At 63.6% G+C, this 21,705-nt stretch carries 17 protein-coding genes; 11 read left to right on the forward strand and 6 right to left on the reverse strand.

The window, feature by feature from the left end; all coding sequences use genetic code 11:
• Positions 1-52: 52 nt before the first annotated feature.
• On the forward strand, positions 53-1,585 hold the full coding sequence (gene glpD / locus GTP55_RS12670) for a glycerol-3-phosphate dehydrogenase (protein WP_161045302.1): 1,533 nt from the start codon (positions 53-55) through the stop codon (positions 1,583-1,585).
• Positions 1,586-1,892: 307 nt separating this feature from the next.
• Here glpD and GTP55_RS12675 read toward each other — a convergent pair whose 3' ends face one another.
• Positions 1,893-3,392: a peptide MFS transporter gene (locus tag GTP55_RS12675; protein WP_161045303.1), complete on the reverse strand. Its 1,500-nt coding sequence runs from the start codon at positions 3,390-3,392 to the stop codon at positions 1,893-1,895.
• A 221-nt stretch (positions 3,393-3,613) separates the two neighbouring features.
• On the opposite strand from GTP55_RS12675, the gene ppnN reads away from it, so the two are divergent.
• A complete protein-coding gene (gene ppnN, locus GTP55_RS12680; RefSeq protein ID WP_110847659.1) occupies positions 3,614-4,984 on the forward strand; it encodes a nucleotide 5'-monophosphate nucleosidase PpnN in 1,371 nt (456 codons plus the stop codon).
• 144 nt (positions 4,985-5,128) lie between these two features.
• Here the strand turns inward: ppnN and lysS are convergent, their stop codons facing one another.
• From lysS to prfB, 3 genes are all read right to left on the reverse strand, one after another.
• Positions 5,129-6,658, reverse strand: a complete 1,530-nt coding sequence (gene lysS / locus GTP55_RS12685) for a lysine--tRNA ligase (RefSeq protein ID WP_161045304.1) — start codon at positions 6,656-6,658, stop codon at positions 5,129-5,131.
• Between the two features lie 26 nt (positions 6,659-6,684).
• Positions 6,685-7,368, reverse strand: coding sequence for an HAD family hydrolase (locus GTP55_RS12690; protein ID WP_161045305.1), 684 nt, complete (start codon positions 7,366-7,368; stop codon positions 6,685-6,687).
• Positions 7,368-8,472 (reverse strand): peptide chain release factor 2 gene (gene prfB / locus GTP55_RS12695; RefSeq protein ID WP_161045306.1). Its coding sequence is split into 2 segments (ribosomal slippage): positions 7,368-8,390 and positions 8,392-8,472, totalling 1,104 coding nucleotides; the frame shifts between segments, so codons are not numbered across the junction. Before prfB ends, GTP55_RS12690 begins: the two co-directional genes overlap by 1 nt.
• Positions 8,473-8,660: 188 nt before the next feature.
• Here prfB and GTP55_RS12700 point away from each other — a divergent pair.
• From GTP55_RS12700 to GTP55_RS12725, 6 genes are all read left to right on the forward strand, one after another.
• Positions 8,661-10,664 (forward strand): bifunctional 2',3'-cyclic-nucleotide 2'-phosphodiesterase/3'-nucleotidase, encoded by a 2,004-nt coding sequence (locus tag GTP55_RS12700; RefSeq protein ID WP_161045307.1) that lies wholly within the window; start codon positions 8,661-8,663, stop codon positions 10,662-10,664.
• A complete protein-coding gene (locus GTP55_RS12705; protein WP_161045308.1) occupies positions 10,661-11,197 on the forward strand; it encodes a tetratricopeptide repeat protein in 537 nt (178 codons plus the stop codon). The genes GTP55_RS12700 and GTP55_RS12705 overlap by 4 nt, the downstream gene beginning before the upstream one ends.
• Positions 11,198-11,348: 151 nt before the next feature.
• The gene (locus tag GTP55_RS12710) at positions 11,349-12,506 is read left to right on the forward strand and encodes an ABC transporter substrate-binding protein (protein ID WP_161045309.1); all 1,158 of its coding nucleotides are present in this window, start codon (positions 11,349-11,351) and stop codon (positions 12,504-12,506) included.
• Positions 12,507-12,596: 90 nt separating this feature from the next.
• On the forward strand, positions 12,597-13,487 hold the full coding sequence (locus tag GTP55_RS12715) for a branched-chain amino acid ABC transporter permease (RefSeq protein ID WP_161045310.1): 891 nt from the start codon (positions 12,597-12,599) through the stop codon (positions 13,485-13,487).
• Positions 13,488-13,490: 3 nt separating this feature from the next.
• Complete coding sequence (locus GTP55_RS12720; protein WP_161045311.1) at positions 13,491-15,440, forward strand: ABC transporter permease subunit; 1,950 nt, start codon at positions 13,491-13,493, stop codon at positions 15,438-15,440.
• Between the two features lie 12 nt (positions 15,441-15,452).
• Complete coding sequence (locus tag GTP55_RS12725; protein ID WP_161045312.1) at positions 15,453-16,175, forward strand: ABC transporter ATP-binding protein; 723 nt, start codon at positions 15,453-15,455, stop codon at positions 16,173-16,175.
• Positions 16,176-16,183: 8 nt separating this feature from the next.
• On the opposite strand, the gene GTP55_RS12730 is transcribed toward GTP55_RS12725, so the two are convergent.
• A complete protein-coding gene (locus GTP55_RS12730; RefSeq protein WP_161045313.1) occupies positions 16,184-17,203 on the reverse strand; it encodes a proline iminopeptidase-family hydrolase in 1,020 nt (339 codons plus the stop codon).
• 52 nt (positions 17,204-17,255) lie between these two features.
• A complete protein-coding gene (locus GTP55_RS12735) occupies positions 17,256-18,107 on the reverse strand; it encodes a hypothetical protein (protein WP_161045314.1) in 852 nt (283 codons plus the stop codon).
• A 65-nt stretch (positions 18,108-18,172) separates the two neighbouring features.
• Between GTP55_RS12735 and GTP55_RS12740 the strand changes: the two genes are divergently transcribed.
• From GTP55_RS12740 to GTP55_RS12750, 3 genes are all read left to right on the forward strand, one after another.
• On the forward strand, positions 18,173-18,853 hold the full coding sequence (locus GTP55_RS12740) for a TetR/AcrR family transcriptional regulator (RefSeq protein WP_161045315.1): 681 nt from the start codon (positions 18,173-18,175) through the stop codon (positions 18,851-18,853).
• Positions 18,854-19,023: 170 nt separating this feature from the next.
• A complete protein-coding gene (locus GTP55_RS29855) occupies positions 19,024-19,707 on the forward strand; it encodes a DVUA0089 family protein (protein WP_229257912.1) in 684 nt (227 codons plus the stop codon).
• Between the two features lie 34 nt (positions 19,708-19,741).
• On the forward strand, positions 19,742-21,637 hold the full coding sequence (locus GTP55_RS12750) for a S8 family serine peptidase (RefSeq protein WP_161045316.1): 1,896 nt from the start codon (positions 19,742-19,744) through the stop codon (positions 21,635-21,637).
• Positions 21,638-21,705: the final 68 nt, after the last annotated feature.

Genomic DNA, 21,705 nt, shown 5'->3' on the forward strand with positions numbered 1-21,705 from the left:
TACTTGGCGTCACTTGACGTAACGTACAGGGATATCACTCCCAAGGCATTACATGGCGCAACCCCAGCATATTCTCGATTGCGATGTCCTGATCATCGGCGGCGGCATCAACGGCGCCGGCATTGCCCGCGACGCCGCCGGCCGCGGGCTGTCGGTGGTGCTGTGCGAGAAGGACGATCTGGCCGCCCACACGTCGTCGGCGTCCACCAAGCTGATCCACGGCGGCCTGCGCTATCTGGAGTATTACGAGTTCAACCTGGTGCGCAAGGCGCTGCTCGAGCGCGAGGTGCTGCTGCGCGCCGCGCCGCACATCATGTGGCCGCTGCGCTTCGTCATGCCGCACGCGCCGGGCCAGCGGCCGGCGCTGCTGATCCGCGCCGGGCTGTGGCTGTACGACCGGCTGGCGCGGCGCGACCTGCTGCCGGCGTCGGCCGCCATCAGGCTGCGCGGCCATGCGCTGGGCCAGCCGCTCAAGCCGGAGTTTGCGCGCGGCTTCGTGTATTCCGACGGCTGGGTCGACGACGCGCGGCTGGTGGTGCTGAACGCCATCGACGCCGGCGAGAAAGGCGCCACCATCCTGACCCAGGCGGTCTGCACCAGACTGGAGCGCCAGGCCGCCGACTGGCAGGCCACGCTGTTCAAGCCGAGTTGCGGCGAGATCCGCGTCAACGCCCGCTATGTGGTCAATGCGGCAGGGCCGTGGACCGCCGCGCTGCTGCACGCGACGCTGCCGAAGGAGGGCGGCGGCCAGCTGCGGCTGATCAAGGGCAGCCACATTGTGGTCAAGCGCCTGTTCGAGCATGACCACGCGTATATTTTCCAGCATCCGGATGGGCGGATCGTGTTTGCGATTCCGTATGAGGGCGAGTTTACGCTGATCGGCACCACCGACCTCGATTACCACGGCGACGCCAGCCAGGTTGCCATCAGCGAGGACGAGATTGCCTATCTGTGCCAGCTGGCCAGCCAGTATTTCGTTGCGCCGGTGGTGCCGGCCGATGTGGTGTGGACCTATTCGGGCGTGCGGCCGCTGGTGGAGGATGGCGCCGACGCCAAGGCGGTCACGCGCGACTACCGGCTGGAGGTCGACAGCCACGGGCCGCCGATCCTGAGTGTGTTCGGCGGCAAGATCACCACCTTCCGCAAGCTGGCGGAAGAGGCGGTCGACCACATCGCCAAGGCGCTCGGCAACCGCCACGGCGGCTGGACCCATGACGCCTGCCTGCCGGGCGGCGACCTGTTTGGCGCCACGCCGCAGAACCGCTCGGTCAAGGAGTTCGACAGCTGGGTCGGCGCCCAGCGCAGCCGCTACGGCTGGCTGCCGGCGGCGCTGCTGACGCGCTATTGCCGCGCCTACGGCACCCGCATCAATACGCTGTTGGACGGCCGCGCCGCGCTGGCCGACCTCGGCGAGGAAATCGTCCCCGGCCTGTACGCGGTGGAAGTGGAATACCTGCGCCGCTACGAGTGGGCCCGCACCGCGCAGGACATCCTGTGGCGCCGCACCAAGCTCGGCCTGCACCTGTCGACCAGCGCCGCCGACCAGTTGCAAGCCTGGCTCAACGCCCACCCGCTCAGTCGCTGAGCCACCAAGTAAAAACGGCGCCCTCGGGCGCCGTTTGGTTTATTTCTCACCGTCATTCCCGCGAAAGCGGGAATCCATAGGACGTCTGCCGGGCAAACGCGGCATGGGTTCCCGCGTGCGCGGGAACGACGTTGCTTCACTGAACAGCATTACGCCCTCGGGCGCCGTTTGGTTTATTTCTCACCGTCATTCCCGCGAAAGCGGGAATCCATCGGACGTCTGCCGGGCAAACGCGGCATGGGTTCCCGCGTGCGCGGGAACGACGTTGCTTCACTGAACGGCATTACGCCCCCGGGCGCCGTTTGGTTTATTTCACACCGTGCATCAATTTCTGGATCAGCGGGGCGATCAGGAACAGCAGCACGCCGCCGATCATGAGCGACCAGAAGCCGAAGGTATAGCCGTGCAGTGCCGACGGCACCGACATGCCGCCTTCGCCCGACACCGCCGAGGCGAAGATGCCCGACAGGTTGTTGCCGATGCCGGTCGACAGGAACCAGCCGCCCATGCCCAGGCCCACCAGACGGGTCGGCGCCAGCTTGGTCACCATCGACAGGCCGATCGGCGACAGGCACAGCTCACCGATCGATTGCAGCACGTAGACCATGAACAGCGTCCAGAACGGGATCTTGTTGTTGGCGTCCACCAGGCTCGACAGCGCGAACATGAGCAGCAGGAAGGCGGTACCGTTGAAGATCAGGCCCAGGCCGAACTTGCGCGGGATCGACGGATTGGCGCGGCCCATGGCCACCCAGATGAAGGCCACCAGCGGCGCGAAGGCGATGATCGCCAGCGAGTTGACGGTCTGGAACCAGGCCACCGGGAAGGTCCAGTTGAACATCTCGCGGTCGACGATTTTCTCGGCCAGGAAGGTGAACGAGCTGCCGGCCTGCTCAAAGAAGCACCAGAACATGATGTTGAAGAAGAAGATCAGCAGCATGGCGATCACCTTGTCGCGCGCCACTTTGCCGTTCTTGATGCCTTCCACCAGCAGCATCACCGCCAGCAGCACGAACAGCACCGACAGCACCACTTGCAGGTTCTTGGCGCCGGTCGCCAGCAGCGAGTACACCACCGGAATCACGCACACGGAGCCGAGCACCACGTACAGCAGGCGTTTCGGATCGGCGTTGCGGGCGTCGGGCGCGCCGATGCCTTTCAGCTGGGCGCGGCCGATGTAGAACCACACCAGGCTGACCAGCATGCCGACGCCGGCCGACATGAACACCACCTTATAGGCCGGCATGCCGCCGGTGCCGAACACGGCGCTCGCCAGCCACTCGGTCAGCACCGGCGCCACCATCGCGCCGGAGTTGATGCCCATGTAAAACACGGTAAAGCCGGAATCGCGGCGGGTGTCGCCGGTGCTGTACAGCTTGCCGACCATGGTCGAGATGTTGGGCTTGAACATGCCGTTGCCGACGATGATGGTGGCCAGACCGAACTGGAACACCGTCTCGTTGGGGAAGGCGATCATGAACAGCCCGGCCGCCATGAAGGCGGCGCCGACCAGGATCGAGCGCTGGTAGCCGAGCACGCGGTCAGCCACATAGCCGCCGAACAGCGCCGCTGCGTACACCAGCGCCAGGTAGGAACCGTACACCAGGTTGGCCGACGATTCGCCCGCCGCGTCCCCGTTGTAGAACTGTGCCACCACGTAGAGCACCAGGGCCCAGCGTATGCCGTAGAACGCAAAGCGCTCCCAGAACTCGGTCATGAACAACATCCACAGTGGGGCGGGATGCCCCATGATCTGCTTGAACTCCGGAATCGCTGCTTCCGTGTTGGTGGTGGTCGCACCGCTCATGCGGTTCCTCCTAATAATTATGGTCTAAAGGAACTGGACACCCTTGTGGGGTGGCCAAATTGGGCGCCATTTTAATCTACAAAGTGGCTGCCGATGCACTTTTTGATGTGGCCGTCGCAAACCCGTGTCATTTCTGTTAATCATTTGCCAGCCCACAAGTGACGAGTTTGTCGTATATTGGTGGCGCAACACTTATAGAAACTGAATAGGATTTACGCATCATGGAACATGACGTTGTCGATACCCAGATTTCCCCCGAGGGCCACCTGGAGATTCTCTCCAAGGCGGAAGTGAATAAACTGCTCGATACTAGCCAGGGCGGCTTGTATAACGTGTTTCGCAAATGCGCGCTGGCGGTGCTCAATAGCGGCAGCACCATCGACGATGGCAAGGAGCTGCTGGAGCGCTACCAATCGTTCGACATCAGCATCGTCCAGCGCGAGCGCGGCATCAAGCTCGACATCAAGGGCGCGCCGGCCATCGCTTTTGTTGACGGCAAAATGATCAAGGGCATCCACGAGCACCTGTTCTCGGTGCTGCGCGATATCGTCTTCGTCAGCAACGAGGTGACCGACAACCCCAAGTTCGACCTGGACAAAACCGAAGGCATCACCGACGCCGTGTTCCACATCCTGCGCAATGCCGGGGTGCTGAAACCGATGCTCAATCCGAATCTGGTGGTGTGCTGGGGTGGTCACTCGATCAACCGCGCCGAATATAACTATTCGAAGGAAGTCGGCTACGCCATGGGCCTGCGCGACCTGGATATCTGCACCGGCTGCGGCCCGGGTGCGATGAAGGGGCCGATGAAGGGCGCCACCATCGGCCACGCCAAGCAACGGCTGCACCGCGGCCGCTATCTGGGCATCACCGAGCCGGGCATCATCGCCGCCGAATCGCCGAATCCGATCGTCAATGAGCTGGTAATCATGCCGGATATTGAAAAACGTCTGGAAGCGTTTGTGCGCACCGGCCACGGCATCGTGGTGTTCCCGGGCGGCGCCGGCACCGCCGAGGAGATCCTTTACATCTTGGGGATCCTGCTGCATCCGGATAACGCCGAGATTCCGTTCCCGCTGATCTTCACCGGTCCGGAAACCTCGCGCGAATACTTCGTTCAGATCAACCAGTTCATTCACGATACGCTGGGGCCCGAGGCGCAGCAGCGCTACAAGATCATCGTCGACGATCCGGAACTGGTGGCGCGCGAGATGCAGGCCGGGATCAAGGCGGTGCGCGAGTTCCGCAAGTCGCGCAGCGATGCCTATTACTACAATTGGGGTCTGAAGATCGACGCCGAATTCCAGCGTCCATTCCCGCCGACGCACGAGAACATGCGCAATCTGAGCCTGCACAAGGACCAGCCGGTGCACCTGCTGGCCGCCAACCTGCGCCGCGCGTTTTCGGGCGTCGTGGCCGGCAATGTGAAGGAAGAAGGCATGCGCGCGATCGAGAAATACGGCCACTTCGAAATCCACGGCGACAAGGCCATCATGGGGCCGATGGACGCGCTGCTGGCCTCCTTCGTCGCCCAGTCGCGCATGAAACTGGCCGGCAAGCCGTACACGCCGTGCTACCGCGTGATCCAGTAACGGCTTGTCTAGTCAGGGGACACTGGCCTCAGCACCGTCATTCCCGCGAAGGCGGGAATCCATGCTGAGTGGGCGGCTTGCTTTCAGCATGGGTTCCCGCTTTTGCGGGAACGACGGCGCGGGCGTCGGGGTGATTACGGGTGATTACTCTTCGCGGCGCAGGTGCGGGAACAGCAGCACGTCGCGGATGTTCGGCGAGTCGGTGATGATCATCATCAGACGATCGATGCCGATGCCGCAACCGCCGGCTGGCGGCATGCCGTATTCCAGCGCGCGGATGTAGTCGGCGTCGTAGAACATCGCCTCTTCATCGCCCGCGTCCTTGGCCGCTACTTGCGCCAGGAAGCGCGCCGACTGGTCTTCCGCATCGTTCAGCTCCGAGAAGCCGTTGGCGATCTCGCGACCGACCATGAACAGCTCGAAACGCTCGGTGATGCCGGCGGCGGTATCGGACGCGCGCGCCAGCGGCGACACTTCCGCCGGATAGTCGATGATGAAGGTCGGTTCCCACAGCTGCGCCTCGGCGGTTTCCTCGAACAGCGCCAGTTGCAGCGCGCCCAGACCGGCGGTGGCGAACGGCTTGACGCCGAACTTCAGCAGTTCTTTCTTGATGAATTCCGCATCGCCCAGCTGCTCCGGCGTGTAGCCCGGTGCGAACTTGTTGATCGCTTCCACGATGGTCAGGCGGTGGAATGGCTTGGCCAGATCCAGCTCGCGGCCGCCGTAGGTCAGCGTCGCGGTGCCGTGCGCGTCGATCGCCGCCTGGCGGATGATCTCCTCGGTGAAGTTCATGATCCACTTGTAGTCGGTGTACGCCGCGTAGAATTCCATCATCGTGAATTCCGGGTTGTGACGGATCGACACGCCTTCGTTGCGGAAGTTGCGGTTGATCTCGAACACGCGGTCAAAGCCGCCAACCACCAGGCGCTTCAGGTACAGCTCCGGCGCGATGCGCAGGAACATCTGCATGTCCAGCGCATTGTGGTGGGTGATGAACGGCTTGGCCGCCGCGCCGCCAGGAATGGCGTGCAGCATCGGCGTTTCCACTTCCATGAACTCGTTCTTTTCCATGAAACGGCGCATCGACGAAATCGCGGCGGTACGCGCCTTGAAGGTGCGGCGCGTCTCTTCGTTCATGATCAGGTCCACGTAGCGCTGGCGGTACTTGGTTTCCTGGTCGGCCAGGCCGTGGAATTTGTCCGGCAGCGGGCGCAGCGACTTGGTGATCAGGCGCAGTTCGGTGACCTTGATGGTCAGCTCGTCGGTCTTGGTCTTGAACAGCGTGCCGACCACGCCCAGGATATCGCCCAGGTCATAGTGGTGCAGCGCGGCCATGGCGGCTTCGCCGGTCAGGTCCAGCGTGGCGTAGATCTGGATGCGGCCATCGGCCTTCGGGCCCGACGAATCCTGCAGCGTGGCGAAAGCGGCCTTCTTGCCGGCTTCGCGCTTGAGCATCATACGGCCGGCCAGCTTGACGGTGACCGGCGCCGCTTCCAGCTCTTCGCGCGTCTTCCCGCCGAACTGCGCGTGCAGGTCGGCCGCCTTGTGTTCCGGCTTGAAGTCGTTCGGGAAGGCGATGCCTTGCTCGCGGATGGCGGCCAGCTTGGCGCGGCGCTCCGCAATGATTTTGTTTTCGTCAGGAGCGGCTGCTTGGTCTTGAAGATCCGTAGTCATGGTCTTTACTTTGATTGAGGTGATGATTAATTGGTGGCGGAGGCGAACAGCTCGTCCACATCCAGCGCGCTGAAATCGCTGACGACAGCGATCACATTGTCGAACTCCGCAAACGCTTCGGCCGGCAGGGTAGTGGTCAGCACGACCGCGCGCATGCCGGCGCGGCGCGCCGCTTCCACGCCCAGCGGCGCGTCCTCGAACACGATGCTGTTGGCCGGCAGGGTGCCGGCGCGTTCGGCCGCCAGCAGGAACACGTCCGGATTCGGCTTGCCGCGCGCCACATCGGCGGCGCCGGCGATGGCGTGGAACTGCTTGCGCAGATCGAGACCGTCGAGCGTGAAGTCGATGTTCTCGTTTGGCGCGGCGGTGGCCACGGCCAGCTTGATGCCGGCCGCCCTGGCGCGTTCAATGAAGTCGACGAAACCGGCGGTCGGCGCCAGGTGCGGCGCGTACAGCTCGCGGTACAGCGCTTCCTTCTCGAAGTCGAGCGCCGCGCTTTCTTCCTTGCTGAGCGACTTGCCGAAGTAGGTGCTCATGATTTCATGGCCCTGGCGGCCGGCCGTGTTGCGGAAGAAGTCATCCGCATCCAGCACGTGGCCGCGGCGCTGGAAGAACTCCAGCCACGATTTCACATGGAACGACATATTGTCGACAATGGTACCGTCCATGTCGAAGATAAAAGCACGCTGAGTGGTCCGCTGAGTAGTCATTACACGCCTTGTTTGAGCGAAGCGGAGATGAAATCGTCGATGTCGCCGTCCAGCACACCCTTGGTATTGCCGGTCTCGAAGTTGGTGCGCAAGTCCTTGATGCGCGACTGGTCCAGCACATACGAGCGAATCTGGTGGCCCCAGCCGACGTCGGTCTTGGAGTCTTCCAGCTTCTGCTGCTCGCTCATGCGCTTGCGCAGTTCCATTTCATACAGCTTGGCCTTCAGCATTTCCATCGCCTCGGCCTTGTTGCGGTGCTGCGAACGGTCGTTCTGGCACTGCACCACGATGCCCGACGGGCCGTGGGTCAGACGCACTGCGGAATCGGTCTTGTTAATGTGCTGACCACCGGCGCCGGAGGCGCGGTAGGTATCGATGCGCAGGTCGGCCGGGTTGATCTCGATGTCGATCGAATCATCCACTTCCGGGTACACGAACAGCGACACGAACGAGGTGTGGCGGCCGCCAGCCGAGTCGAACGGCGACTTGCGCACCAGGCGGTGCACGCCCGTCTCGGTGCGCAGGAAGCCGTAGGCGTATTCGCCTTCCACCTTCAGCGTGGCGGTCTTGATGCCGGCCACCTCGCCGTCGGACTGCTCCATGATCTCGACCTTGAAGCCCTTGCGTTCGCAATAGCGGGTGTACTGGCGCAGCAGCATCGAGGCCCAGTCCTGGGCTTCGGTGCCGCCGGCGCCAGCCTGGATGTCGATGAAGCAGTTGTTCGGGTCCATCGGATTGTTGAACATCCGGCGGAATTCCATGCCCTCGATGACCTTGCGCACTTCCTCGGCGTCGACGATCAGCGCTTCCAGCGTGTCGTCGTCGCCTTCTTCCTTGGCCATGGCGACCAGGTCGGCCATGTCTTTCAGGTCGGCGTCAGCCTTGGTCAGCGAGAAGACGATGGCTTCCAGCGATTTCTTCTCTTTGCCCAGGTCCTGGGCTTTTTTCGGGTCGTTCCAGACGGCTGGATCTTCCAGCTCGCCGTTTACTTGTTCCAGTTTCTCCGACTTGCGATCGAAGTCAAAGATACCTCCGAAGTTCGGCTTCGCGCGTGGTCAGATCGGCGAGCAGGGAGGTGAGGGCGTTGATACGTTCGGCTTCCATGGTTTTCTTCTTCTCTTAGGCTGAAATCAAACCCTGAATTATACGCTAGCCGGGCCGGCTCTCCCAGTGCGGCGCGCTGCCGGCTCCGCCGCGCGCGCAATGCTGCCATTTTTGCCACAATATTTCCCCAAAACCAGATAGAATGTCGCAGCCTGTAAAATCGCTATTTCGCCCAATTCGCCCAGCCCATGCGTCTCCTCCACCTCGCTCTGCCCCTGCTGCTTGCCGGCTGCGCCGGTTTTCCGTTCGACAACGGCCCGCGCGCCGGGGCGCAGGCGACGCTGGCGCTGCTGGAGACCACCGACCTGCACGCAAATGTGCTCAGTTATGATTACTACAAGCTGCAGGCCGATCCCGCGCTCGGGCTGGAACGCACCGCCACGCTGATCAAGCAGGCGCGCGCCGAATACCCGAACAATCTGCTGATCGACAACGGCGACGCCCTGCAAGGCACGGCGCTGGCCGACTACCAGGCGTTGGTCCAGCCGGTGGCCTGCGGCGACACGCTGGCCATTTACAAAGCCATGAACCAGCTGAAGGTCGACATCGCCGGCATTGGCAACCATGAATTCAACTACGGCCTGGCCTATCTGAACCAGGTCACCGCCAGCCACTTCGACGTCGACGGCGTGCCGGCCGACGCGCCGCGTTGCGCCGGCCCCGACTTCCCGATCGTGCTGGCCAACATCTACAGCGCCAAGACCAAACAGCCGTTGTTCGCGCCATACCGCATTCTCACGCGCGAGATCATCGCCAACGGCCCGGAAGGCAAGCCGCTGCGCGCCACCATCAAGATCGGCGTGATCGGCTTTACGCCGCCGGGCGTGCTGTCGTGGGACAAGCGCTGGCTGGAAGGGAAGGTCTACGCCGAAGGCGTGCGCGAAACCGCGCAAAAATACATCCCGCAGATGCGCGCCGAGGGCGCCGACCTGATCATCGCCGTCTCGCACGGTGGCGTCGATGGCGCGCCATACACGCCGCAAATGGAAAACGCCAACTACTACCTGGCGCAAGTGCCGGGCGTGGACGCGCTGCTGATCGGTCACGAACACCTGCCGTTTCCGGATGCCGCCAGCCAGCGCGCCGGCTTCAACCTGCCGGGCGTCGACAAAGTCAAAGGCACCATCTACGGCGTGCCGGCCGTGATGGCCAACCTGTGGGGCAAGCACCTTGGCGTGATCGGCCTGCACCTGACCTATGACGGCAGCCACTGGGTGATCGACAAAAGCCGCACCACGGTCGAAGCGCGCAGCACCAGGCAGGCCGATGGCAGCTACGTCGCCGCCGACCCGGCCATCGCCGCGCTGGTAGCCAACGAACACGCGGCCACCATCCGCTACGTGCAAACGCCGGTCGGCACCAGCGACTTCCGCATGACCAGCTACTTCGCCGACGTCGGCGACATCAGCGCCATCGAATTGGTCAACCAGGCGCAGACCGCCTACGTGCAGGACTACGTCAAAGCCAACCTGCCGCAGTACGCTGCGTTGCCGGTGCTGTCGATGGCGTCGCCGTTCAAGACCGGCGCCGCCGGTGTGGCTGACTACACCGACGTCAAGCCGGGCGCCGTGGCGCTCAACAACGCCGCCGACCTGTATCTGTACCCGAACGCGCTGCACGCCGTGAAACTCAACGGCGCACAGCTGAAAGCCTGGCTGGAAAAATCCGCCGAGCGCTTCAACCGCATCGACCCCGCCGCCACCGCGCCGCAGGAACTGGTCAACACCGGCTTCGCTGGTTTCAACTTCGACATGCTAACCAATGCCGACATCAGCTACCAGATCGACGTCACCCGGCCGGCCGGCCAGCGCATCATCGGCCTGCACTACAAAGGTGCGCCGCTGTCGCCGACGCAGGAATTCCTGATCGCCACCAACAACTACCGCGCCAGCGGGGGCGGCGGTTTCCCCGGCCTGGATGGCAGCCGCACCGTCATCGCCGCGCCGGACTCCAGCCGCGACGTGCTGATCGCCTACATCAAGAAAACCGGCCAACTGACGCGCGCGCACAACGGCGCCACCCGCAGCTGGCGTTTCGCCCCAGTTGCCACTAAGGGGCCAGTCGTATTCCACTCCGCCCCGAACCAGCTGGACCTCGCCCGCGCCGCCGGCCTGGCCAACGTCAGCCAGCTGAAAGCCGACGATGGCGGCGGCAAAGGCTTCGCCCTGTACAGCATCGACTTGAGCAAATGACGACCGCACGCCGCGCCTTCTCCGTTCTCGCTGCCAGCCTCGCGCTGGCCAGCGTCGCCTTGGCTGGCCCGGCGCCGGCCAGCCCGGTGGAAGAAGGGCGCAAATACCTGCGCGGCAGCGAGCAGGCGCCGGCCAACCTGCCGCGCGCCTTCCAGCTGTTCAGCGGCGCCGCGCAAAAAGGCGACCCGCTGGCCGCCTATTATCTGGGAATGATGTACCAGAACGGCATGGCGGTCGCGCGCAACATGACGGCCGCCGCCCACTGGCTGCAGTTTTCCGCCACCCGCGAGACTCCGGCCGCCATGTACGCGCTGGCCAAACTCTACCTCGCCGGCGACGGCGTCAAGCGCGACGAACTGGCGGCCCGCCGCTGGATCGAAAAAGCCGCCGACCTCGACTACCCGGAAGCCGTGATGGCCATGGCCATCGGCCTGCGCGACGGCTCCATGGGCTTCGAGCGCAACGAAGCGCTGGCCGAAACCCAGATGCGCTTCGCCAACCGCGCCCTCAAGCTGGCCGGCGCTAGCCGCTAGGGGCGGAGCGTCTCCCGCCGCGCATCGCTTGTTGCGATGCCGCACAGCTATCTGTTGCTGATGAAGTTCTACTAACCTACAATGGGTTTCCGATGGGGGCGACTATCCAGCGTACTACGATAAAAAAACGTTGTATAACAGGAGATGGCACATGAACTTCAAGTTGAACATGCTTGTTGCAGGTCTGGCACTCGGTTTCTCGGCATCTGCTTCGGCGGCAGAGCCCATCAAGATCGGCGTCGCCGGTCCCTTCACCGGCGGCTCCGCGCCGATGGGCGTGTCGATGCGCGACGGCGTCAAACTGGCAGTGGCCGACATCAACGCCAAAGGCGGCGTCCTCGGCCGCCAGATCCAGCTGATCGAACGCGACGACGAAGCCAAGCCGGAACGCGGCGTGCAGATCGCCCAGGAACTGATCAACAAGGAAAAAGTCGTGGCCACCGTCGGCTACATCAACACGGGCGTGGCGCTGGCCTCGCAGCGTTTTTACCAGGACGCCAAAATCCCGGTCATGAACAACGTCGCCACCGGCTCCATCATCACCAAGCAGTTCGCCGACCAGCCGGACAACTACATCTTTCGCAACTCCGCCAACGACCAGATCCAGTCGCAGATGATCATCAAGGAGGCGGTCGACAATCGCAAATTCAAAAAGGTCGCGATCCTGGCCGACTCCACCAACTACGGCCAGCTGGGGCGCGAAGACCTGGAGAAAGTGCTGACCGCGCGCGGCATGAAGCCGGTGGCCGTGGAGAAGTACAACATCAAGGACGTCGACATGACCGCCCAGCTGCTGAAAGCCAAGCAGGCCGGCGCCGACGTCGTGCTCACCTACGGCATCGGCCCCGAACTGGCGCAGATCGCCAACGGCATGGAAAAACTGGGCTGGAAAGTGCCGCTGATCGGCAGCTGGACCCTGTCGATGGCCAACTTCATCGACAACGCCGGCAAGAACGGCAACGGCACCCGCATGCCGCAGACCTTCATCCAGGACCCCACTACGCCGAAGCGCAAAGCCTTCATCGACGCCTACATCAAGGCCTACAACCCGCCGCAGGGCCGCATGCCGTCACCGGTGTCGGCGGCGCAGGGTTACGACTCGATCTACCTGCTGGCCGCCGCCATCAAGCAGGCCGGCAGCACCGACGGTCCCAAGGTCAAGGCCGCGCTGGAGAACCTGAGCGAAAAAGTCGACGGCGTCGTCACCACCTACGACAAGCCGTATAGCAAGGACAACCACGAAGCCATCAACGCCCAGACCACCGTCTTCGGCGAAGTCAAGGACGGCAAAGTGGTGCTGGCCAAGTAAGCAAGCAAGGCCGCATCGTGCCACTGTGGCCAGACTTGCGCCGATCCGGCAGCAAGCCTGGCCATTTTCTTGTCGTCCAGGGGGCTTACCATGGAAATTCTCTTGCAACTGGTGTTCAGCGGCATCGCGCTGGGCATGATCTACGCCGTCATCGCCTTCGGCTACCAGCTCACCTTCGCCACCTCCGGCACGCTTAACTTCGGCCAGGGGGAGTCGCTGATGCTGGGCGCCCTGGTCGGGCTCAGCCTGGTCGGCACCATCCACGGCGGGCCCTACATGAGCTACCTGCTGATGATCCCGCTGGTGATCGTTTTCGGCGCGCTGCAAGGCATGTTCGTCGAGTGGATCGGCGTGCGGCCGGCAATCAAAATCAAATCCGAATTCGGCTGGATCATGTCCACCATCGCGCTGGCCATCATCTTCAAGAACGTCGCCGAAAACATCTGGGGCAAGGACGATCTGACTTTCCCGTCGCCGCTGTCCTCGGCGCCGATTGAGATCCTCGGCGCCAACGTCCAGCCGATGCAGATCGCGGTGGTGGTCGGCGCGCTGGCCATCATGGCGGCGGTTGAAATCTTCAACCGCAAATCGATCTACGGCAAGGCGGTCGTCGCCACCGCCAACGACCGCGACGCGGCCGGCCTGATGGGCATTAACACCCGCGCCGTGATCACCTTTTCCTACGCGCTGTCGTCGGCCGTAGCCGCGTTTGCCGGCGTGCTGGTGGCGCCGCTGACGCTGACCGGCGCCACCATGGGCGCCTCGCTCGGCCTCAAAGCCTTCGCGGTCGCCATCATCGGCGGCCTGACCTCCGGCGTCGGCGCCATCGTCGGCGGCCTGATACTGGGCATTACCGAAACCACCGCCGGCTACTACATCTCCACCGGCTACAAGGACGTGCCGGGATTGCTGCTGTTGTTGCTGGTGCTGGCGATCAAGCCCTCCGGCCTGTTCGGCAAAGCCGCCATCAAAAAGGTCTGACCCATGAACAAGACGATCGTCGCGGCAAGCGTGGTGGGACTGGCGGTGCTGGTGCTGTATCCGGTGCTGATTCCTAATCCTTACTATATCCATCTATTCGAAACGATCCTGATCTACGCCATACTATTATTTGGCCTCGACATCGTGGTCGGCTACACCGGCCAGGTCTCGCTCGGCCACGCCGGCCTGTTCGGCATCGGCGCCTACGTTACCGGCGTGGTGGTGTTCAAGCTCGGCGCGCCGTTCTGGATCGCCATCCCCGCCAGCGTGATCGGCGCGGCGGTGTTCGGCGCCATCCTCGCGCTGCCGGCGCTGCGCGTCACCGGCCCGTACCTGGCCATGGTCACGCTGGCCTTCGGCACCATCATCCAGATCCTGATCAACGAAATGACCTTCCTCACCGAAGGCCCGATGGGTATCAAGATCGCCAAGCCGGTGCTGTTCGGCGCCAAGCTGGATGAAGTGCAGTACTACTACATGGTGGCGGCGCTGATGGTGATCTCGCTGATCGTGGTCCACCGCATCCTCAAATCCAACCTCGGACGCGCCTTCGAAGCGCTGCGCGACAGCCCGATCGCCTCGGACTGCATGGGCGTCTCGGTCTACCGCTACAAGGTCTACGCCTTCATCATCAGCGCCGGCTTTGCCGGGCTGGCCGGCAGCCTGTATGCGTACTCGGAGGAGTACATCAATCCCAGCACCTACACCTTCGAACTGACCATATTGTTCCTGCTGGCGGTCATCATGGGCGGCCGCAAGACCCGCTCCGGCGCCTTGATCGGCGCGCTGATCGTCGTCATGCTGCCCAGCCTGCTGGCCGACATCGAACTGTTCCGCAAGATCGCCGTGGCCGCCGCCGTGCTGGGCGTGATCGGCGCGGCGCTGGCCATCGCCCGCAAGCGCGCCACCCCGCGCAGCGTCGCCGTGCCGCTGATCGCCGCCATCGGCATGGCCGCGTTCTCCTTCAAGCTGGAAAACATCGTCGACTGGCGCCTGACCATCTTCGGCCTGATGACGCTGTTCGTCGTCTACTACCTGCAGGACGGCATCGTCGGCTTCCTTCAAGGACTGCTGGGCAGGGCGCGCGTGCATGCGCAGCCGCTGGCCTCGGGCGCCGGCGCCGAACCGTTCCCGCGCGCACAGGGCGGCAAGGACGGCGACACGCTGCTATCCGTCGACCAGATCCTGATGCAGTTCGGCGGCCTGAAAGCGCTCAACCAGGTCAACCTGAACGTCGCCCAGGGCGCCGTGCACGGCCTGATCGGTCCCAACGGCTCCGGCAAAAGCACCATGATGAACGTGCTGACCGGGATCTACAAGCCGACCGCAGGCAAGGTCGCATTCGCCGGCGCCGTGATCTCCGGCCGCACGCCGTCCGAGATCGCGCTGGGCGGCGTCGCCCGCACCTTCCAGAACGTCCAGCTGTTCGGCGAAATGACCGCGACAGAAAACGTGCTGGTCGGCCTGCACAACACCTTCCACTCGAATGTGCTGGACGTCATGCTGCAAACCCCGCGCTACAAGCGGGAAGAGCAGGGCGCGCGCCAGCGGGCCGCCAGCATCCTGGAATTCGTCGGCCTGGCCGACCTGGCCGGCGAAGAAGCGCGCAACCTGCCGTACGGCAAACAGCGGCTGCTGGAAATCGGCCGCGCGCTCGGCCTCAGCCCGCGCCTGCTGCTGCTGGACGAGCCGGCGGCCGGCCTGACCGCGCCCGACATCAAGGAACTGATGGCCATCATCCGCAAGATCCGCGACCACGGCATCACCATCATCCTGATCGAGCACCACATGGACGTGGTGATGGCCTTGTCCGACACTGTCACGGTGCTGGACTTCGGCCAGAAAATCGCCGAAGGCAAACCGGCCGCCGTGCAAAGCGATCCGAAAGTGATCGAAGCCTACCTGGGCGGCAGCAGCGAAGAACACGGCGGCGCTGGCGCCACTGCGCACTGACAAGGACACCACATGCTCTCGATCACCAACCTGCACGCCGCCTACGGCAAAGTCGACGTCCTGCACGGCATCTCGCTGGAAGTGCCGAAAGGCAAACTGGTCACCCTGATCGGCTCCAACGGCGCCGGCAAGACCACCACCATGCGCGCGATCTCCGGCATGCTCAAGCCGAAGAGCGGCAAGGTCACGCTGGCCGGCAAGGACATCACTGGCAGCGACTCGCACCAGATCGCCCGCGCCGGGCTGGCGCATTCGCCGGAAGGGCGGCGCGTGTTCGCCTCCATGAGCGTTACCGACAACCTGCTGCTGGGGGCCTTCCCGCGCTTCACCCGCGCGCGGCCGAAAGGCGACATCCAGCGCGACCTGGAAAAAGCGCTGGAACTATTCCCGCGCCTGAAGGAACGCCAGCACCAGCTGGCCGGCACGCTATCCGGCGGCGAACAGCAAATGCTGGCCATGGCGCGCGCGGTCATGCTCAATCCCGACGTGGTGCTGCTGGACGAACCGTCGATGGGCCTGGCTCCGATCCTGGTGGAGGAGGTGTTCCGCATCATCCAGCGCCTGAAAGCGGAAGGCGTGACCATGCTGCTGGTGGAACAATTCGCCGCCGCCGCGCTGAACGTGGCAGACTATGGCTACGTGCTGGAAAACGGCCACATCTCCGTCCATGGCCCGGCCGACAGCCTGAAGACCGATCCCAAGGTCATCGCCGCCTACCTTGGCGGCGGCCACTGACCAAAAACTCAGACAGCTTTGAGGAATTTGAGCAGGTGCTCGAAGTAGTATGCCTGCGCATCCCACATGCACAGATGGCTGCCTTCTTCGCAAATCACCGAGGTGGCGCGCGGCATCATGGTCGCCATTTTCTTCATGTCCTGCGGATCCATTTCGTCGTACTTGGCGCCGATGGTCAGCGTCCGCACCTTGATTTCATGCAGGCGATCCCAGCGCTCCCAGTCCTTCAGGTTGCCGGTCACGAGGAACTCGCTTTTGCCCTGCATCTGGTTGTAAATCTTCTGATTGGCGTGGCGGAACACCCGCTCCACCGCATCCGGCCAGGGCGTCGTGCGGCAGATAAACTTGGGATACAGGTGCTCCATCATGATCTGCTCGTACTCGGGCGCATCGTAGGCTTGTGCCGCTTCCAGCGCCTGCAGCTTGACCTGGATCTCCGGCGGCAGTTGCCGTTTGATGACGTCCAGGTGCTGCAACAGCGACTGGATGCCGGCGGTCATATTCGAGATGACCAGCCCGCGCAGATGACGCTGGTGATGCAGCGCATACTCGATCGCCAGTACGCCGCCCCACGAGTGGCCGTACAGTACGAAGTTGTCCAGCCCCAGTCCGATCCGCACTTCCTCGACTTCCTCCAGATAGCGCGGCAGCGTCCACAGCGATGGATCGTCCGGCTGGTCGGAATTGCCGCAGCCAAGCTGGTCGTAGTAATACATCTCGATCCCGGCCTGCGGCAGGAACGACTCCATCGCTTCCAGGTATTCATGCGTAAAGCCAGGGCCGCCATGCAGCAGCAAAACCTTGACCGGGCCGCTGCCGATTTTCTTGGTCCACACTTTGTACTTGCCGCCGACCACCGGCACCATCTTGACGCCAGCGGTGCGGATGCCCGGCGGATTCAGGCCGTCGGGCTTGCTGACGGTGATCCGGTCGCCCTGCGCGCTGCTGCGGGTGGCCGCCACGGATGTAGAAGCGGCGCCGGCAGCCACGGTGGCGGCGCTAGCGGTAAGAAAATTACGACGATCCATTGCGACTCCTATTTGACTTTACAGTGTAAAACCACAGAATACACGATGAAACTTACGCTGTAAAGTCGCTCGTCTGACAGCGATAGTTGAATCGCCGTCCAACCTCCCGGAAACCGGCGCGACGGATATTGTTCAGCGAGTGCCGGGTTTCGCCTGCGGGCGGCGCTTCCGTTTCGATGCCGGCAACGGTGCAGCCGGCCGCCCTGGCCGCCGCCAGACGCACGGCGAGCAGCATTTGCTGGCACCCTTGCTGGCGCGCCTCGGGCAAGGTGGCGCCCATGCCCAGCCACGCATGCGGACCGTCGGTAAACAGCGCGGCCGTCGCCACCGGCGCGCCGTTGGCTTCGCAAGCGAAGTACACCTGCCAGCCTGGGCGGCCCACCACGGCGCCCATCCACGGCGCCAGCGCCGGCGCCATGCCGAAGCTGCGGCAAACGATATCGCCGCTCAACAGCGTCTCGTCGGCGCGGGCCTGGCGCACCTGTATTGCCGGATGAGGGCGGGGCGCCGGCAGCGGGCCATCCAGATCGCACAGCAGCTTGACCCAGGCCGCTTGCTCGTCGGGGCGCCAGCCGCGCGCGGCGTAACCGGCTTGTAGCGGGGCGTCGGCCGGCAAGTCCCATGCATGCAGCCAGAACTCGCTGATGCCGCCGTCGGCAAACGTCTGCCTGATCCAGGCCAGCGTCTGGTCCGTCAGGGCGCTGTCGCCGGCCAGGCCGACCACCCGGTTCATGGCCGGGGTGGGCATGGCAGGCACGCGCATCAGCGTCGCGCCGGTGCCGGGCACCTGCACGGCCAGGCACGCGAAGTCGGCCGGCGCCGCCGCAAACAGCGCCAGGCGTGCGTTCACTTCAATCAGGTCGGACAACTCCAGGTCGGCCGGTTCGGGGATATGTTGAGGCACTGCTAACGCGTCCTTTCTAATGCGATAATTCATAGGGTCATACACTACACTGCAAAAAACCATCAATGACAGCTGAAAAGAAGAGCGCCAAAGCCAAGGCCGAACCACTGGACCGCAACCGCATCGCCCAGGTCGCCCTGACGCTGATTGACGAGCAGGGCATCGACCAGCTCAGCATGCGCAAGCTGGGCGGCATGCTGGGTGTCGAGGCGATGGCGCTGTACCATCATTTCCGCAATAAGGCCGAGCTGCTGGACGGCATCCTGGACATCATTTTGGTCGACGTTGCCGCGCGCCTGACGCCCGACGGCACGCCGCTGGAGCGCGTGCGCCGCACCTTCGACGCGCTGCGCACCATCGCCATCGAGCATCCGCATGCCTTCCTCAGCATGGTCTCGCGGCGCTTCCGCACGCAAGTGGCGTTGAAATTTTACGAGCAACTGCTGCTGCTGTTCCATCAGGCCGGGCTGAGCCCGGAGCAAAGCGGCCGTTATTATCGGCTCATGGCGAACTTCACGGTCGGTGCCGGCGTTGCCGAAGTCGGCAGCCGCGCCAGGCAGCCGGACGCCACCCCCATCATCCTGGAAAATTTCTATTCGCCCGAGGAGTTCCCCCGCATCACCGAGGTCATGCCGTTCCTGCGGGTATCCGAGATCGACCAGATATATTGCTCCGGCATGGACATCTTGTTCACCGCCCTGAAGGGGGAATTGACGCAAGCGGTAAAGCGTGATGCGTTGTCATAAATTGATGAGGCTGTCAACATGCAATGCGTGCCGTTAGTTGTTTTTGCGACAAAATAATTATTCTTGAAAAGTTTTCAATCTGACCAGCAATTCAGTATAGAATCGATTGCACATATGACATGCAAAAGAGTCATTTGTCTATCAATTTCGTACACACATAGGACAGAGTGATGACTAAACAGATTCGCCGTAAACAATCGCTGCGCACCCTGGCTGGCGCCGCCCTGATGACGTTGGCGGCCGGCGCTGCCCACGCCGGCGCGGTAACCGAGAGCGGCGACGCCGGTCAACTGCTCGGCTCTGCCCAGACCTTTTCCACGGGCGTGATTTCCACCATCAGCGGCTCGCTGCTGACCACCTCGGCCACCGATTACGCCGATCTGTTCCGCGTCTACCTGTACGCCGGCACCACCTTCAGCGCCACCACCACGGCGTCGGCCTGGAACACCAACAATTTCGACACCGCGCTGTTCCTGTTCGACGGCGCCGGCCACGGCGTGGTGGCCAATGACGATGATCCGAATATTGGCCTGCAATCCACCATTACCATCACCAAGAATGTCGTCGCTACCGGCTATTACTACCTGGCTATCGCCGGCGCCGGCTATACCCCGGTCAGCTCCAGCGGCCCGATCTTTGGCAGCCTGCTCGGCAAGGACCAGGTCCTGCCGATCAACGGCGGCGCCCTGACCGGCTGGCAGAGCCAGAGCCAGGAGGGCGATGCCTACGAGATCAAGCTGCACGGCGCCTACGCCAACGCCGCGCCGGTGCCGGAACCGGCCACCATCAGCATGCTGATGGCCGGCCTGGGCCTGGTGGGCGTGGCGGCACGCCGCCGCCGTTCGCAAGTCTGAATTCGTTCAACATACGACTGTGAAGATGAGATCCATGAAAACCGCACACATCACTCCATTACTGGCGCTGCTGCTGGCTGGCGCAACCGGCCTGGTCCAGGCTCAGCACGCTAAACTCGACGCCGGCCTGTCCGACCTGCTGGACAAGCAGAAAACCCCGGTCGCCGCCCGTCAGACGGTCAGCACCGGCCTGCAAGCCAACTACGACGGCCTGACCGACCGTAGCGGCCGCGTGCTGGTCGATATCTACCTCGATGGCCAGAGCTCGCTCGACACCGTGGTCGCCAGCCTGAAGGCGGCCGGCGCCAATGTCACCGGCGTTAATCGCGCGTTCCGCAACGGCGCCGTGTCGGCCTACGTGCCGACCAACCAGATCGAAGGCCTGGCCGCCATCAGCGGGCTGCGCGTGATGAAACTGTCGCTGCGTCCGCAACGCAATATCGGCGTGACCACCTCGCAAGGCACCAAGGTGCTGCATTCGGACGTGGCCAACGCCACCGGCATCACCGGCGCCGGCATCACGGTCGGCGTGCTGTCCGACTCGTATGACGGTTCACCGGCCAGCTTCACCAGCATCCGCGCCGCCACCGACATCGCCAGCGGCGACCTGCGCACGCCGAAGTTCGTGATCGACCTGGTTGACCCTAGCAATACCGACGAAGGCCGCGCCATGATGCAGATCGTGCAGGACGTGGCCCCGGCCGCCGATCTGTGCTTCGCCACCGCCTTCGACGGCGAGGCCGCCTTTGCCGACAACATCCGCACGCTGCGCACCCACCCGGACTGCCGCGCCGACGTCATCGTCGACGACGTGTTCTACTACGACGAACCGTTCTTCTCCGACGGCCAGGTCGCACAGGCGGTCAACGATGTCGTCACCAGCACCACGCTGGCCGGCAAGCCGGTGAGCTATTTCTCGTCGGCCGGTAACCAGGGCGCGGCCGGTGGCGGCGGTTCGATCGATGTGCCGGCCGCCACGTTCTCGACGGCGCCGACCAATATCGGCAATATCAAGCTGGCCTCGGCGGCCACCTGCGCCGGTACGCCGGCGGCCGGCTCCACCAAGGCCAACGTCGGTGGCGGCTGGCTGGACTTCGGCGGTGGCAACTATGTGACACGGATCAACTACACGCCGAGCGGCTCCAGCCTGTTGCTGCAATGGGATGATCCGTTCTATGCCGGCGCCGTCAGTACCGACTTGAATCTGTACTTCTTCGACGACAGCGGTAATTGCGTGTTCAGCTTTGCCAGCAATAACATCAACACCGATAACGGCATGGAATATGTCAGCCTGTCCGGCGGCGCCGGGTTGACGTCGCTGCGCATCCTGATTGGCCGTACCAGCGTCGGCGCACATACCGCCTCGCGCGTGCGCCTGGTGAACATGGGCGGCTTTGACGGCGGCGCCTTCGCCGTCCGCACCAGCCCGGTCACCTTTGGCCACAGCGCCGTGGCCGCCGCCAACAGTGTTGCCGCTTATCGCTACACCAACCCGGTCACGCAGATTTCGCCGTACAAACCGGTGCTGGAACCATTCAGCAGCCCAGGTCCGGTGGTCATCGCGCTGGATGCCGACGGCAACCGTCTGCCTGTGGCGGAAACCCGCAAAAAGCCTGACCTGGCGGCGCCGGATGGCGGCGACACCACCTTCTTCTATCCTGGCCAGGATTTCGAAGGCAATGGCCGTCCTAACTTCTTCGGCACCAGCGCGGCTGCACCGCACGCCGCCGGCGTTGCGGCGCTGCTGCTGCAAAAGGCCGGTGGTCCCGGCAAGCTGCCGCCGAAACAGCTGAAGAGCCTGTTGCAGACCTCGGCGCCGGCCCGCGTGCCGCCGTATTCGGTCGCCGGCACGGCGGCGTCCAAGCTGTGGAGCGTGTATGACGGCTTTGGCCTGATCGACGCCACGGCCACGCTGAGCAAGCTGCCGTAATCGTTGTTGCTTCCAGAGAATCCGGCGCCCCTTGGCGCCGGATTTTTTTTATACTGTCGGTTCGACGA

Source organism: Duganella margarita, from assembly GCF_009857535.1.
In the GTDB taxonomy this organism is placed as follows: domain Bacteria; phylum Pseudomonadota; class Gammaproteobacteria; order Burkholderiales; family Burkholderiaceae_D; genus Rugamonas; species Rugamonas margarita.